At 68.8% G+C, this 12187-nt stretch carries 14 protein-coding genes and 1 pseudogene; 5 read left to right on the forward strand and 10 right to left on the reverse strand.

Annotated elements, in window-relative coordinates; all coding sequences use genetic code 11:
* Positions 1–8 precede the first annotated feature (8 nt).
* Complete coding sequence (gene radC, locus ACT89H_RS18505) at positions 9–680, reverse strand: RadC family protein (protein ID WP_445109876.1); 672 nt, start codon at positions 678–680, stop codon at positions 9–11.
* 187 nt (positions 681–867) lie between these two features.
* Here radC and ACT89H_RS18510 point away from each other — a divergent pair, with 187 nt between their 5' ends.
* Positions 868–1173 (forward strand): DUF6881 domain-containing protein, encoded by a 306-nt coding sequence (locus ACT89H_RS18510; protein ID WP_445109877.1) that lies wholly within the window; start codon positions 868–870, stop codon positions 1171–1173.
* 16 nt (positions 1174–1189) lie between these two features.
* On the opposite strand, the gene ACT89H_RS18515 is transcribed toward ACT89H_RS18510, so the two are convergent.
* The gene (locus ACT89H_RS18515; protein WP_445109878.1) at positions 1190–1384 is read right to left on the reverse strand and encodes a type II toxin-antitoxin system VapB family antitoxin; all 195 of its coding nucleotides are present in this window, start codon (positions 1382–1384) and stop codon (positions 1190–1192) included.
* Between the two features lie 33 nt (positions 1385–1417).
* On the opposite strand from ACT89H_RS18515, the gene ACT89H_RS18520 reads away from it, so the two are divergent.
* Both ACT89H_RS18520 and ACT89H_RS18525 read left to right on the forward strand, forming a co-directional pair.
* Positions 1418–1573, forward strand: a complete 156-nt coding sequence (locus ACT89H_RS18520) for a hypothetical protein (protein WP_445109879.1) — start codon at positions 1418–1420, stop codon at positions 1571–1573.
* A gap of 128 nt (positions 1574–1701) precedes the next feature.
* Positions 1702–2598, forward strand: a complete 897-nt coding sequence (locus ACT89H_RS18525) for a phenylalanine 4-monooxygenase (protein WP_445109880.1) — start codon at positions 1702–1704, stop codon at positions 2596–2598.
* Between the two features lie 19 nt (positions 2599–2617).
* Here ACT89H_RS18525 and ACT89H_RS18530 read toward each other — a convergent pair whose 3' ends face one another.
* Both ACT89H_RS18530 and ACT89H_RS18535 read right to left on the reverse strand, forming a co-directional pair.
* Positions 2618–3229 carry an acyl-CoA-like ligand-binding transcription factor gene (locus tag ACT89H_RS18530; RefSeq protein ID WP_445109881.1) on the reverse strand — a complete coding sequence of 204 codons (612 nt, stop codon included), beginning with the start codon at positions 3227–3229 and terminating at the stop codon, positions 2618–2620.
* Positions 3219–4736, reverse strand: coding sequence for a DHA2 family efflux MFS transporter permease subunit (locus ACT89H_RS18535; RefSeq protein WP_445109882.1), 1518 nt, complete (start codon positions 4734–4736; stop codon positions 3219–3221). The genes ACT89H_RS18530 and ACT89H_RS18535 overlap by 11 nt, the downstream gene beginning before the upstream one ends.
* Positions 4737–4937: 201 nt before the next feature.
* Here ACT89H_RS18535 and ACT89H_RS18540 point away from each other — a divergent pair, with 201 nt between their 5' ends.
* Complete coding sequence (locus ACT89H_RS18540) at positions 4938–6239, forward strand: D-alanyl-D-alanine carboxypeptidase family protein (RefSeq protein ID WP_445109883.1); 1302 nt, start codon at positions 4938–4940, stop codon at positions 6237–6239.
* A 4-nt stretch (positions 6240–6243) separates the two neighbouring features.
* Here the strand turns inward: ACT89H_RS18540 and yhjD are convergent, their stop codons facing one another.
* The 6 genes and pseudogenes from yhjD to ACT89H_RS18570 form a co-directional block, all read right to left on the reverse strand.
* The gene (gene yhjD / locus ACT89H_RS18545) at positions 6244–7275 is read right to left on the reverse strand and encodes an inner membrane protein YhjD (protein ID WP_445110057.1); all 1032 of its coding nucleotides are present in this window, start codon (positions 7273–7275) and stop codon (positions 6244–6246) included.
* Positions 7276–7496: 221 nt separating this feature from the next.
* Positions 7497–8528: a tryptophan--tRNA ligase gene (gene trpS / locus ACT89H_RS18550; RefSeq protein ID WP_445109884.1), complete on the reverse strand. Its 1032-nt coding sequence runs from the start codon at positions 8526–8528 to the stop codon at positions 7497–7499.
* A gap of 424 nt (positions 8529–8952) precedes the next feature.
* Positions 8953–9447, reverse strand: coding sequence for a barstar family protein (locus ACT89H_RS18555; RefSeq protein ID WP_445109885.1), 495 nt, complete (start codon positions 9445–9447; stop codon positions 8953–8955).
* Positions 9447–9932 carry a guanyl-specific ribonuclease gene (locus tag ACT89H_RS18560; RefSeq protein WP_445109886.1) on the reverse strand — a complete coding sequence of 162 codons (486 nt, stop codon included), beginning with the start codon at positions 9930–9932 and terminating at the stop codon, positions 9447–9449. The genes ACT89H_RS18555 and ACT89H_RS18560 overlap by 1 nt, the downstream gene beginning before the upstream one ends.
* Positions 9929–10015: pseudogene (locus ACT89H_RS18565) on the reverse strand (exodeoxyribonuclease III); the annotation flags it as partial. The pseudogene ACT89H_RS18565 and the gene ACT89H_RS18560, both read right to left, overlap by 4 nt.
* Before the next feature lie 309 nt (positions 10016–10324).
* Entirely contained in the window at positions 10325–11221 is an 897-nt protein-coding gene (locus ACT89H_RS18570; RefSeq protein ID WP_445109887.1) for an exodeoxyribonuclease III, read from the reverse strand.
* Between the two features lie 62 nt (positions 11222–11283).
* Between ACT89H_RS18570 and ephH the strand changes: the two genes are divergently transcribed.
* Positions 11284–12174 carry an epoxide hydrolase EphH gene (gene ephH / locus ACT89H_RS18575; protein ID WP_445109888.1) on the forward strand — a complete coding sequence of 297 codons (891 nt, stop codon included), beginning with the start codon at positions 11284–11286 and terminating at the stop codon, positions 12172–12174.
* The last annotated feature ends 13 nt before the right edge of the window (positions 12175–12187 follow it).

A 12187-nucleotide genomic window follows, 5' to 3' on the forward strand; every position in this document is an offset into this window, starting at 1 on the left:
TGCGAAGGTCAAGCGAACTTCGGTGCGCTCGTCCACCTCTCCCCCGCGACCACCACGTGGTCGAGGAAGCGGAGGCCGACGGTGTGGGCCGCTTCGGTGAGCAGGGTGGTGGTGTGGCGGTCGTCGGGGCTGGGGGTGGGGTCGCCGGAGGGGTGGTTGTGCACGATGGCGAAGGCGCGGCCGTCGTGGCGGAGCACGGTGTTCAGGATTTCTCGGACGGGGACGGCGACCTGGTCGACGGCGCCTTCGGCGACGAAGACTTTCTGGCGGAGGCGGTTCTGCGCGTCGCAGACCAGCACGAGCAGGCGCTCGACCCGGCAGCCCGCGAACAGCGGAAGGGCCGCGGCGGCCACGTCGGCGGGGCTGGTGAGCCGGATCGACGTGTCCGGCCTGCCGCGCGCTCGCGTGCCGAGGTGGAAGGCGGCGACTATCGCGGCGGCCTTCGCCACACCGATGCCCGCTCGGCGCGACAACTCCTCCGGACGCGCGGACGCCAGCCCGGCGAGCCCGCCGTGCTCGACCAGCAACTCCACCGCCAGGTCCAGCGCGCTCGCCCCGCGCCTACCCTGACGCAGCAGCAATGCCAGCAACTCCGCGTCGCTCAGCGCGTGCGGCCCGAGCGCCAGCAAGCGCTCCCGCGGACGCTGCTGCACCGGCACGTCGACTAAAGAGACCGCCATGACTCCCACCCCTCGGGTCACGCCAACAGTGCCCGGGATTCTGCCAGGGGCCACCGACAGTTCGGCCGGGTCTCGCTCACCACACCCGACACTCGTCCGACAGCTCGCCGACGGGACGCCGACCCGCGACACCCATATGCTGGCTGGTGTGCGGTTCGGTAGCCGAGTCGGTCGAGCTGGGGAGCTGATGGCGATGTGGTACCTGAAGGCGCAATGGCACCACGATTTCGAGGACGAGCCGGTCGAGCTGTTCAGCGAGATCGGCGACGACGGTTTCGAGGTGCGCAAGATCGAGGTGTTCCGCGACGGGCACCGCGACTGGGCCGATTCGACCCGCGGCACCGGTACGACCGAACTCGGGCAGATCCCGGTTCCGACGCCGGACGAGCTGAGTGCGCAGACCGAGTTCACGGCACTCCAGATCGACGCCGAGGAGTTCGACGAGGTCTGGCAGCGTGCTCGCGACGAGCAGCGGCCCGCTTCTCCGAGATAGCGCGCCGGTCGCGGGCCTAGCGGTCCACCACCGCGACGTCCGACCCGATGAACGCCTTCGCGGCGAGCCGCTGCAAATTGTGCAGCTGGCGCTCGTGCACGACGATCCGGCGCAAGGCCTCGTTGACGGTGGTGTCGCTGGTCGACGTGCCCATGATGGCGGCGGCCGCGGCGAGCAAGTCCTGGTCGAGATCGATCCGCACGGATTTCATGCGCCCTCCTTCATACTTTCGCCATCTTGCGGCATGACGCCCGCTCATGTCCGGCAAATCGCCAACTACTCGGCGGATGGCGGCCGTGACCACGCGGTGGCCTTCGTGCTGACCACGCCGGTCAATAAATGGATGATCGGACGCGGCAAAGGCCACGCGGTGGTGCATGCACTGCACGGCGCGCACTGATCAGCACGCCGCCCGATCCGCGCCTTCGAATGACACAGGGGTCGGATCTCAGCCCGTTCAGCTAGGCAGATTGCCCAGCTGGACGGGCTTTTGTTGTCGGCGGGCGCCTGCGGTGCTTGCATCGAGTCATGTTCAGCGAGGCGCAGTTGTACTCGCCGGTGACGCGCACCGGCGACGGCGACGTGACCGTGCACCTGAGCGATGAGCACCCCGGTGTGCACGATCCGCAATACCGGGCCCGGCGCAATGCCATCGCCGCGCTCGCATTGGACTACGCACCCGGAAAGCCGCTACCCCACGTCGCCTACACCGATGAGGAACAGCAGGTGTGGCGGATCGTGTCGGCCGAACTCGCGCGCAAACATCGCACCTATGCCAGCGCGGAGGTATTGACGGCCGCCGAGGCGCTGTCGCTGCCTACCGATCACATCCCGCAATTGGACGAGGTGTCCGCGGCACTCGCCCCGTTGACCGGGTTCCGCTACGCACCGGCCGCGGGACTGGTGCCGCTGCGGGAGTTCTTCGGCTCCTTCGCCGACCGGATCTTCCATTCCACCCAGTACATCCGGCATCATTCCGCACCGCTGTACACCCCGGAGCCCGACGCGATCCATGAGATCATCGGCCACGCCAACCAGATCGCCAGCCCGCGCTTCGCCGCGATCTACGCGACCGTCGGCGCGGCGGTCGCACGGCTGAGCACCGACCACGCACTGAAATTCCTCGCCGACGTCTTCTGGTTCTCGATGGAATTCGGCGTCGTCCGGGAGCGCGGCGAGATCCGGTGCTACGGCGCGGGCCTGCTGTCGTCCTACGGCGAGATCGAGGAGTTCCGCCACGCCGAACTACGCCCGCTCGACATCGCCCAGATGGGTACCGCCGCCTACGACATCACCCACTACCAGCCGACTCTGTACTGCGCGGACTCGATCGCCGAGATCGAGGACGTGATCGGCGGCTTCTTCGCGACGATGGACGACGACACACCCGACCGTTTACGGCACGCCAGCCCCGCCGGCGCGTAGTGGCGGCCGAATCGAGACGTCAGGCCTCCCGCCGCGGCCCGAGCGGCATGCCCGCGTCGAGGAAATCCAATGTGCGGGTGATGTTCTCGACGTTCATCGGCGTCATCGTCGCCATGCCGATGGCCGCGCCGGCCACCGCGCCCGCCGCCACCCGCACCTCGAAGTCGTCGGCGGCCCGGCCGAGATGGTCGGCGAGCAACTCCGCGATGAGGTCGATGCTGCGGATGATCTCCAAGCCGATGGCCGACCGCAGCTCCGGCACGTGATAGAGCAATGCCTGCCGTTCCTGCTCGAACGCCAGCTCGGCGGCGGGCAGACTGCCGAAGACCTCGAGCACCGCGTTGCGGAAGGCCGCCATCGGCCGGATGTCGCGCGGCTGGCGCCGCAACGCCTCGATCATCGGCGGATCGAGATCGTCGGCGAGCACCAACTGCTCCTTGGACGGGAAGTAGCGGAAGAAGGTGCTCGGCGAGACATCGGCGGCCGCGGCGATATGCTCGATCGTCGTCTCGTTGTAACCCTGCTCGCGGAACAGCCGGAAAGCCTCGAGGCGAATCGTTCGGCGGGTCCGTTCTTTCTTCCGCTCGCGCAGACCCTGCGCTGTCCCGTTCGCGGGTAGCTCAACCGACATGTATCGATTCTGCCGCACCCGGCTCCGGCGCCCGGGCGGGTTGCCGGATGCGCACCAACGTCGCCGTGAGCACCGCGGCCAGCACGCACAACGCGGCGCAGGCCCACAGCATCGCGCTCATGCCGCCGAGGAAGGCCACCTGCACCTGGTGCAGCATCGAGGGATCGCCCAGTTTGTGCGCGGTGGCGACGCCCGCGTTCACGCCGTCGGAGATCGGTTCGCGGTTCAGCGCGCCCAGTTCCGACCGGTACCGGGTGGACAGCACGGTGCCCAGCACCGCCACGCCGATGGTGCCGCCGGCCTGGCGCAGCGCCTGCAACAGCGCGGAACCGGAGCCGGAGCGCTCGGCGTCCAGGTCGCCCATCGCCATGCCCATAGCCGCGGGCATCACCAGCCCCATACCGGCGCCGAGCAGCGTCAGCCACAGTGCGGCGAAGCCGTAACCGCTGTCCACGGTGGTCGACGCGCCCACTGCCAGCGAGCCTGCCAGCAGCGCGAATCCGGTGGCCACCACCACGCGGACACCCAGTTTCGGCAGCACCTTGTCGACCAACCTGCTGCCGACCAGCAAACCGGCGATCAACGGAAGCAACCGCAGGCCGCTACCGAGCGCGTCCACGCCGAGCACCGCCTGGAAGTACTGCGGAACGGTGAAGAACATGCCGAACATGGCGAAGTTCACCACGATCGAAAAAACTGTCCCCCAGCGGAATCCGTCGGCGGCGAAGAGCTCGAGATCGATCAGCGGGTGCGTGGTCCTGCGCTGCCAGAGCAGGAACGCGCCGAGCAGCAGCACACCGGCCGCGATGATCGCCCAAGCCGGGCCGTCGCCCCAGCCTTCCTCGCCGATCCGGATGAAGCCGTAGGTGAGCCCGAGCATGCCCGTCGCGGACAGCGCGACCCCGGGCAGATCGATCCGGAAGCGCTGCGCGCTGCGCGATTCGGGAACCAGGGCGGCGACGGCGCACGCACCGATCACGACCATCGGCACGTTGATCAGGAATACCGAACCCCACCAGAAGTTCCGCAGCAACCAGCCGCCCACGATCGGGCCCAGCGGTAAGCCGATCGCGGTGGAGGTGATCCAAATGGTGAGCGCCCGCTGGAGCTCGGCCGGTTCGGGGAACATCGCGGGCAGCACCGACATCGACAGCGGGATCATCGCCGCCGCCGCGACGCCGAGCACGACGCGCGCCGCGATGAGTTCGCCGGGCGAGTCGGCCACGGCGCAGGCGACGGATGCCACACCGAACAACACCAGCGCGACGAGCAGGAACTTCTTGCGCCCGTAGCGGTCGCCGAGCGCGCCCGCGGGCAGCATCACGGCCGCCAGCGCCAGCGTGTAGGCGCTGCTGAACCATTGCAGCGCAGCGGTATTCGCGTTCAGGTCGACCGCGAGCGTGGGCAGCGCCACGGTCAGCACGGTGACATCGAGCCCGATGGTCAGCATCGCCACGGCCAGCGCGCCGAGGGCAAGCCAGCGACGACGGGGCGCGTCGTTCTTCATGACGCCTCCAAAAATGGTATTGACAGCCTTTTGCTAGTAACTCTCATTTAGTAGCAGATGTCAATACCTCCGCGGGCTTCGCTCCGGCCATGCGCGGGGCTGAGGGCGGACTGCGTCCGGCTGTGCCCGTTACGCGTACCTCCGCCTTCGCTCCGGCCATGCGCGGACTGCGTCCGGCTGTCCCCGTTACGCTCATCGGCGATGAAGATCACTCGCCGTGCCCTGCTCTGCCTGGGCGCCGTGCTCGCCGTCGCCGCGTTCGGAGCGACGGCCGCGCCGTCCCTGGCAGCGCCCAGCACCACCACGCCGTTCACCACCCCGAACACCGACGGGTGCCCACAGAAGACATCGCCGCCCGCTCCGATCGACACCTCCGAGGCGCCCGCGCCCGGACAGCCGACTCCCACGCCGCTGCCGATTCCGTCCCCGCCGATCGGGGGGACGCGCCTCGGCGAGTGCGGCGTCGTGCTCCCCAGAGCCGCGCCGCCCGCTCCGCAGGACATTTCGGCCACGGCCTGGCTGGTGGCGGATCTGGACACCGGAGAGGTGCTGGCCGCGAAGGACCCGCACGGTCGCTACCGGCCCGCGAGCACGATCAAAGTGCTGCTGGCCACGCTGGCGCTGCGCACGCTGAATCTCGACAAGGTGGTCGTCGGCACGCACGACGACGCCGACGTCGACGGCACCCGGGTCGGCATCGGGCCCGGCGGCCGCTACACCAACCGGCAGCTCGTGCAGGCGCTGATCATGGCCTCGGGCAACGACGCGGCCCATGCCATCGCGGCGCAGCTCGGCGGCGACGCCGCGACCGTCGCGAAGATGAACGAGCTGGCGAAGTCGTTGCGCGCCATGGACACTCGCACGGCCACTCCGTCCGGACTGGACGGCCCCGGCATGAGCACCTCGGCCTACGACCTCGCCGTGCTGTTCCGCGAGGCGATGACCATCCCGCTGTTCGCCGAGCTGATCCACACCGAGCAGGTCGATTTTCCCGGCTACCCCGCCGACCCGGCCGTTCCGGGCGACGCCGATCGCCCCGGCTACCCGATCGGCAACGACAACCAGCTGCTCTACAACTACGACGGCGCCCTCGGCGGCAAGACCGGCTTCACCGACGACGCCCGCCAGACCTTCGTCGCCGCAGCCCAGCGGGGCGGCCGCAGGCTCGCCGTCACCCTCCTCAAGGCCGACGTGCAGCCGGTGCGGCCATGGGAACAGGCCGCGCGCCTGCTCGACTACGGATTCGCGCTGCCGCGCGGCGCCTCGATCGGCAACCTGCCCGGCGCGGTGGTACCCCAGCGCAACCCGAGCGGAGCCACCCTGGCCGCGCCGCCCACGCCGGGCACCGACCCGGCCATGGCATCGTCGCCGGGCAGCGATCCGTCCGCCATGCCGCACACCGGAGATCACCGCACCGGCGCGCGAACCGTTCTGATCGTCGGCGGCATCCTGGTGATCGCCGCTCTCCTGCTAGGGGCACGGCGGGCCACCCGGCGACGCTGATCGATCACCGCCGGTCCGGCGACCTGCGCAATCCGGACAGCGCGAGTGCGGCAAGCGCGCCGGCGCCGAAGAAGGCGGCGCCCACTCCCATCGACACGTCACGCGCACCGGCCCGCGGCGCGATCACAGCCGGTCCGGGCGCGGGAATCTCGGCTTCCGGCTCGTTCTCCGCGGCGGTGGCGGCCCAGGCGGTGGCGAACAGGACGATGCGGTAGGTGATGTAGCTGAACACCATCAGACCGATGATCGAGCCGAAGGTGGCCCCCGCCGGGCTGCTGAGCACCGATTGCAGGTAGATCGAGGCGACGATCTTGAACACCTCGAAGACCAGCGCGGCCAGACCGGCCGCCTTGGCGGCGCTGGCCAGCGTCACCGGTTCCCGGGGCAACCGCGCGATGACCCACGCGAACACCGCCCAGGAAGCGAGGAAACCGAGCCCGAGCGACAACAGCGACAGCAACACGTCCGCACCGGGTAGGTCACCGAGACCGAGGTCGTCGAGCAGTTGGCTGCCCAGCGAACTCGACGCCAGCGCCGACAGCCCCAGCGACACGGTGAACGCGAGCCCGAGACCGATCAGCGCACCCAGATCGGAGAGCTTGGTCATCAGCCAGTTACCGTCCGGAGACTTCTGATCCCATTGCTCGGTGAGCGCGGCGCGCAGGTTGGCCATCCAGCCGAGCCCGCTGTAGACGCCGGTGAGCAGACCCAGCGCGCCGACCGTGCGCCGAGAGTCGACCGCCTGATCGATCAGGTCGTTCAGCTGGGTGCCGAACGAGCCGGGAATGTTCTCGACGATCTTGGCCTGCAACTCCCCGAGCAGATCCGGATTGCTGGACAAGATCACGCCCGCTACCGCGAAAGCGATCATGAGCAGCGGAAACAACGACAGCACAGTGAAATACGTGATACCCGCCGCGTAGTAGTCGCCCCGCTGCCGCTGATAGCGCTCCGCCGCACGAACCAGATGATCCAGCCACGGCTGTGCGTGGATCCGGCGTTCGATCCCGGCTTTGACGTTGTCGATCACCTGCACCATTCGCCCCTTCGACCGAGAACCTCGCACCGGTGATACCCGGTCGAGCGCACGACAACCGCCCGGCGAAGGCGGAGGTACGCCTAATGGGCGCAGCCGGACGCAGTCCGCCCTCAGCCCCGCGCACGGCCGCAGCGAAGGCGGAGGTACGCATAATAGGCGCAGCCGGACGCAGTCCGCCCTCAGCCCCGCGCACGGCCGCAGCGAAGGCGGAGGTACGCCTAATGGCTCAGCAAGCCGACCCGGTCATAGACCTGCGCGAGGGTGTTGCCGGCGATCTCTCGCGCGCGCTGCGCGCCGGCGGCGAGTACGCGGTCGAGTTCACCTTGATCCGACATGTACTCTTGCACCTTCGCCCGCAACGGCGTGACAAATTCGACCAGCGCGTCGGCCACGTCGGCTTTCAACTCGCCGTAACCCTTGCCCTCGAAATCCTTCTCCAGGGTGACGATCGGCGCACCGGTCAGGGAACTCAGGATCACCAGCAAGTTGCTGACGCCCGGCTTGAGTTCCGGATCGTAGCGGATCTCGCGTTCGGTGTCGGTCACCGCGGATCTCACCTTCTTGGCGGTGACCTTCGGGTCGTCGAGCAGGTTGATCAGACCCGCGTCGCTGGAGGCCGACTTGCTCATCTTCGCGGTCGGATCCTGCAGGTCGTAGATCTTCGCCGTGCCCTTGACGATGTGCGCCTCCGGCACCACGAACGTCTTCTTGAACCGAGTGTTGAAGCGCTGAGCCAAGTTCCGGGTCAGTTCCAAATGCTGCCGCTGGTCCTCGCCGACGGGCACCTGATGGGCGCGGTAGAGCAGAATGTCCGCGGCCATCAGCACCGGGTAGGTGAACAGGCCGACGGTCGCGTTCTCCGCCCCCTGCTTCACCGACTTGTCCTTGAACTGCGTCATCCGGCTCGCCTCGCCGAAACCGGTGATACAGCTGAGCACCCAGGCCAGCTCGGCGTGCTCGGGCACCTGGCTCTGCGCGAACAGGGTCGACTTCTTCGGGTCGATGCCGAGCGCGAGCAGCTGGGCGGCGGCGACCTTGCTGCGCAGCCGCAGCTCTTTGGGGTCCTGCGGCACCGTGATCGCGTGCAGATCCGGGATGAAGTACAGCGCGTCGTAATCGTCCTGCATGGTCACCCAGTACTGCAGCGCGCCAAGGTAGTTGCCTAGATGGAACGAGGAGCTGGTCGGCTGGATCCCGGACAGAACCCGCTGTTTGCGTTCGGCGGCCGGGCTGGGCGCAGGACTCGACATGTCTCCGATTTTCGCATGCGGCTCGAGCCGAATTTCGCTGCACCCGGTCGCGCGGGTCCACCCGGCCATACTCGGCCGTCCGCCGCTGACCAGTTGGTGTTCCCCGCTGACTGCTGCGACGGCACACCCTGCGAATGGGGGCCGCGCTGCCCGGCCAGGGCCGGTACTGCGCGCCCGCACCACCGAGACGGTGCCGGCCTTCGCGCGGACGGTTGCCACGGACTCCCACCGGATGTCCGATTCGGCCCCGGTCGCGGTGGTCGGCTTCCGGGCGCTGTACCTGGTCGGGGGGCTGGTGCAGACGCCGACCGCCTGGCTCCAAAGCGACCCGGATCTCACGCGCGAGGAATCGATCGAGCAGACGGCCGACGTGTTCGTGGCGCTCGGCGAGCACCCGGCCGACCGGCTGCGGCGAACGCCCCGCTCACAGGCGCAGGGACACGTCTTCCAGGTCGGGCGCGTCGCCTTGCAGGACCACCCGGAACAGCACGTCCCGTCGCGACCAGTAGGCCGCGCAGTCGCGCATGGCCTCGGCGAACCAGTCGCGCTCGATCGGCTCGTCGGCGAGCAATCCGGCCGAGTCGCGCACCACGGCAACGTATCCGGCCCCTTCGCCGAGAAAATCGTCGAGGTCACGCAGGCATTCGTCGAACGCGTCCTTGTTCTCGCCGAAGTAGTACGGGAACTGGAACGCTGCGGCGAACTCGTCGAACAGCCGGGCGGTGGTGGGCATCTTGGTGCCGCGCAGCTCGCGCACCAAGTACCCGGAAGGCGCCTTGTCCCGCACCCCGCTGAAGTCGGCGGCATCGACGGCGAGGGTGCCGAACGTGACGCGCGGCGGGCCGAGTTCTGCGCTGGGCGGCGCGTCGGCGGCGTCGGGGCGGGCAAGGAACTGCGCCAGCGTGACGGTCTTCGTCATCAGCGCATCCTCGTGAAGGTCTGGTAGTGGTCGCCGGTGTACCAGGCCGAACCGTCGCTGCCGGTGATGATGCGTTCGGCGTCGCGGGATCGGCCGGACTGTTTGGGATTGACGTCCCATTCCTGATAGGTGATCGGCTTACCGGAACCGTCGGTCGCGGGCAGGTCGCCGCCACGGTTCTGCCACCGCTCGCCCCCCTTGGTGCCCGGGGCGTTCGCCGAGTCCGGCCACCGGCCCGCGTCGATCTCCCGCAGCGTGGCGTAGGCGCGCTCCGGCACACCGGACGCCTGAGTGACCGGCGACACACTGTCCGCACCGCGTGGCGCGGCAGCCGTCGGGGTGACCGTGCTCGTCGCGACGGTGGCCGTGCGATTCACCGGGGCGGACGTGGTGGTGCCGCCGTCGTACAGCGCGAGCACCGCGGCGAGCACCACCAGGGCCACCGCGCCCAGCAGCCCGAGACCGCGTTTGATCGACCGGTTCATCGGTACTGCACCGTGACGGGCGCGTGGCCGGACCAGCGCTGCTCATAGGTGGCGGCGCGTTCGACCACCGCGTCCGTGGCGCGGGTGGAAGGAACCGGAACGCAGACCCCGTTACGCGCCTTGCTGGTGGCGCGGCTATCCGTCATGACTGACGAATCTACGTCACCTGCCCGGCAGTTGGACACGGACGCAACACCGTGCAGGCGTATGTGTTCGTCCGGCGGGACATCACACGCGGCAATCCGTCAGTGCGTGAATTCGAAATCGCAACCGTGGAAGCGGGGCCGTGCCGGTAGCCGCGGGCTTCTTGTCGAAGGCAGCACAGCGGAACCGAACATCACACAGCCGCGAGAGGTCCCGGTGTACCACCGGACGTTCGATGTTCTGGCCGGTCAATCCGTGACCGGCGACGCTACACGAGAGCTGATCCGCACGACGCTGGGTGCCCGCACGCCCCGACCGTGACCGTGACCGTGCAGGGGGTATTCACTGGTCAGCGGTTCGGGAACCTTCTGCGCAAACTCCACTGTGACCGGAGCATGGTCGGACCAGCGCTCGGCGTACGTCGCCGCACGCTCCACCCGTGCCGACACAGCGCGGGATGCGACCCCCTGTCTCGTGTACACCGCGTCGATGCGCCAGCCGCTGTCGTTGTCGAACGCGCGCCCCCGATACGACCACCAGCTGTACGGACCGTCGGCCTCCGGATGCAGATGACGCACCACGTCGACGTATCCGGCGGCCAGCAGCTCATCGATCCACGCCCGCTCCTGCGGCAGGAACCCGGCCGACTTCAGATTGCCCTTCCAGTTCTTCAGGTCACGCTCGGTGTGCGCGATATTCCAGTCCCCGGCGACCACGAAATCGCCGGTTCGGGTGGTGAGGTAGGCGCCGAGTTCGGCCATGAAGCGATACTTCTCGGCTTGGCGCACCGTGCCCGCGTCACCGGAGTGCACGTAGACGCTGGCCACGGTGACGTTGTCGAAATCGGCCTCGAGATAGCGGCCCGCCGCGGCGAACTCAGTGCTGCCGAAGCCGACTCGCACGGCGCTCGGCGCCCACCGGGACAGGATGCCGACACCGGCGCGTCCCTTGGACTCCGGCTCGGCGTGCGACAGGTGCCATCCGGCGTCCAGGGCGGGCGCCAGCGCGGCCCGGACCTGCTCATCGGTGGCGCGGGTCTCCTGCACGCAGACGATGTCCGCCGTGGTGGCGGCCAGCCAGGCGAGCAGTCCCTTGCCCGCGGCGGCGCGGACGCCGTTCACGTTCACCGTCGAGATACAGAGCACACCACGACCGTACAATGCTGATCAGATGAAGTCCCTCGGACACTGCCGTCCAGGAAGGGGTGATGACGATGTCGTCGGACACCTCCCAGTCCTTCTCCGCCGCCGCGCGCGGATCCAGCCGGGCGACACAGCCTCGGCCGATCAAGGCGTTGCACGTGGGATCCGGCGATCCCCTGCTGTTGCTGCACGGATTCATGATGTCGCCGCACTGCTGGGAGCAGACGGCGGCGCGGCTGTCGACGCAGTGCGAGGTGTTCGCGCCCGCGTTCGCGGGCCACTGGGGCGGCGCGCCCACCGGAGGTCCGTCGGTCGACGTCGCCGACCTGGCCGACCGGATCTGCGAACAGCTCGACGAATTGGGTTGGCGTACTTGTCATATCGCGGGCAACTCGCTCGGCGGGCTGGTCGGCGTCGAACTGGCCCGCCGCGGACGCGCCCGCACCCTGACGCTCATCGCGCCCGCGGGCGGCTGGCACGCACCCTCGCTGACCCAGTGGCGGATCAACCTGAAATTCCTGTCCCTGGTCGCGCTCGTCGAAATCGGCAAGCGCGTGGGCGGGTTCGTGATCGGCAACCCACTCGCGCAGCGGGTCGCGTTACTCGCGCTGAGCAAGCACGCCTCCGCGGTATCCCGGCGCGACGCCGCGGCCGCCCTCACCGCCGCGCTGCACTGCCCGGCGACGGTGCCGATGATCCTCGGCGCGATGCGGGCACCCGCACAGGAGGACCTGTCCACCCTGCGAACGCCGGTCCGGCTGCTGCTGTCGGAATACGACCGGGTCATCCCCAACCACGTCTACGCACGGCGCTACCTGAAGGAACTGCCCGAATCCGCCGATCGCATCCTGGTCAACGGCGTCGGCCACGTCCCGATGCTGGAAGCACCCGACCGCATCGCCACTCTCATCGCCGAGCACGTCTACGCCGGCCGCAGCCGGCTGCGGGCGATGTAGTTCGGCCGCGTCG

It is taken from the genome of Nocardia aegles (assembly GCF_052545135.1).

What these genes read in the sequence shown, in the direction of transcription:
- radC (WP_445109876.1), bottom strand. Translation starts at nt 680, where the DNA reads ATGGCGGTCTCTTTAGTCGACGTGCCGGTGCAGCAGCGTCCGCGGGAG.
- ACT89H_RS18510 (WP_445109877.1), top strand. Translation starts at nt 868, where the DNA reads ATGGCGATGTGGTACCTGAAGGCGCAATGGCACCACGATTTCGAGGAC.
- ACT89H_RS18515 (WP_445109878.1), bottom strand. Translation starts at nt 1,384, where the DNA reads ATGAAATCCGTGCGGATCGATCTCGACCAGGACTTGCTCGCCGCGGCC.
- ACT89H_RS18520 (WP_445109879.1), top strand. Translation starts at nt 1,418, where the DNA reads ATGACGCCCGCTCATGTCCGGCAAATCGCCAACTACTCGGCGGATGGC.
- ACT89H_RS18525 (WP_445109880.1), top strand. Translation starts at nt 1,702, where the DNA reads ATGTTCAGCGAGGCGCAGTTGTACTCGCCGGTGACGCGCACCGGCGAC.
- ACT89H_RS18530 (WP_445109881.1), bottom strand. Translation starts at nt 3,229, where the DNA reads ATGTCGGTTGAGCTACCCGCGAACGGGACAGCGCAGGGTCTGCGCGAG.
- ACT89H_RS18535 (WP_445109882.1), bottom strand. Translation starts at nt 4,736, where the DNA reads ATGAAGAACGACGCGCCCCGTCGTCGCTGGCTTGCCCTCGGCGCGCTG.
- ACT89H_RS18540 (WP_445109883.1), top strand. Translation starts at nt 4,938, where the DNA reads ATGAAGATCACTCGCCGTGCCCTGCTCTGCCTGGGCGCCGTGCTCGCC.
- trpS (WP_445109884.1), bottom strand. Translation starts at nt 8,528, where the DNA reads ATGTCGAGTCCTGCGCCCAGCCCGGCCGCCGAACGCAAACAGCGGGTT.
- ACT89H_RS18555 (WP_445109885.1), bottom strand. Translation starts at nt 9,447, where the DNA reads ATGACGAAGACCGTCACGCTGGCGCAGTTCCTTGCCCGCCCCGACGCC.
- ACT89H_RS18560 (WP_445109886.1), bottom strand. Translation starts at nt 9,932, where the DNA reads ATGAACCGGTCGATCAAACGCGGTCTCGGGCTGCTGGGCGCGGTGGCC.
- ephH (WP_445109888.1), top strand. Translation starts at nt 11,284, where the DNA reads ATGACGATGTCGTCGGACACCTCCCAGTCCTTCTCCGCCGCCGCGCGC.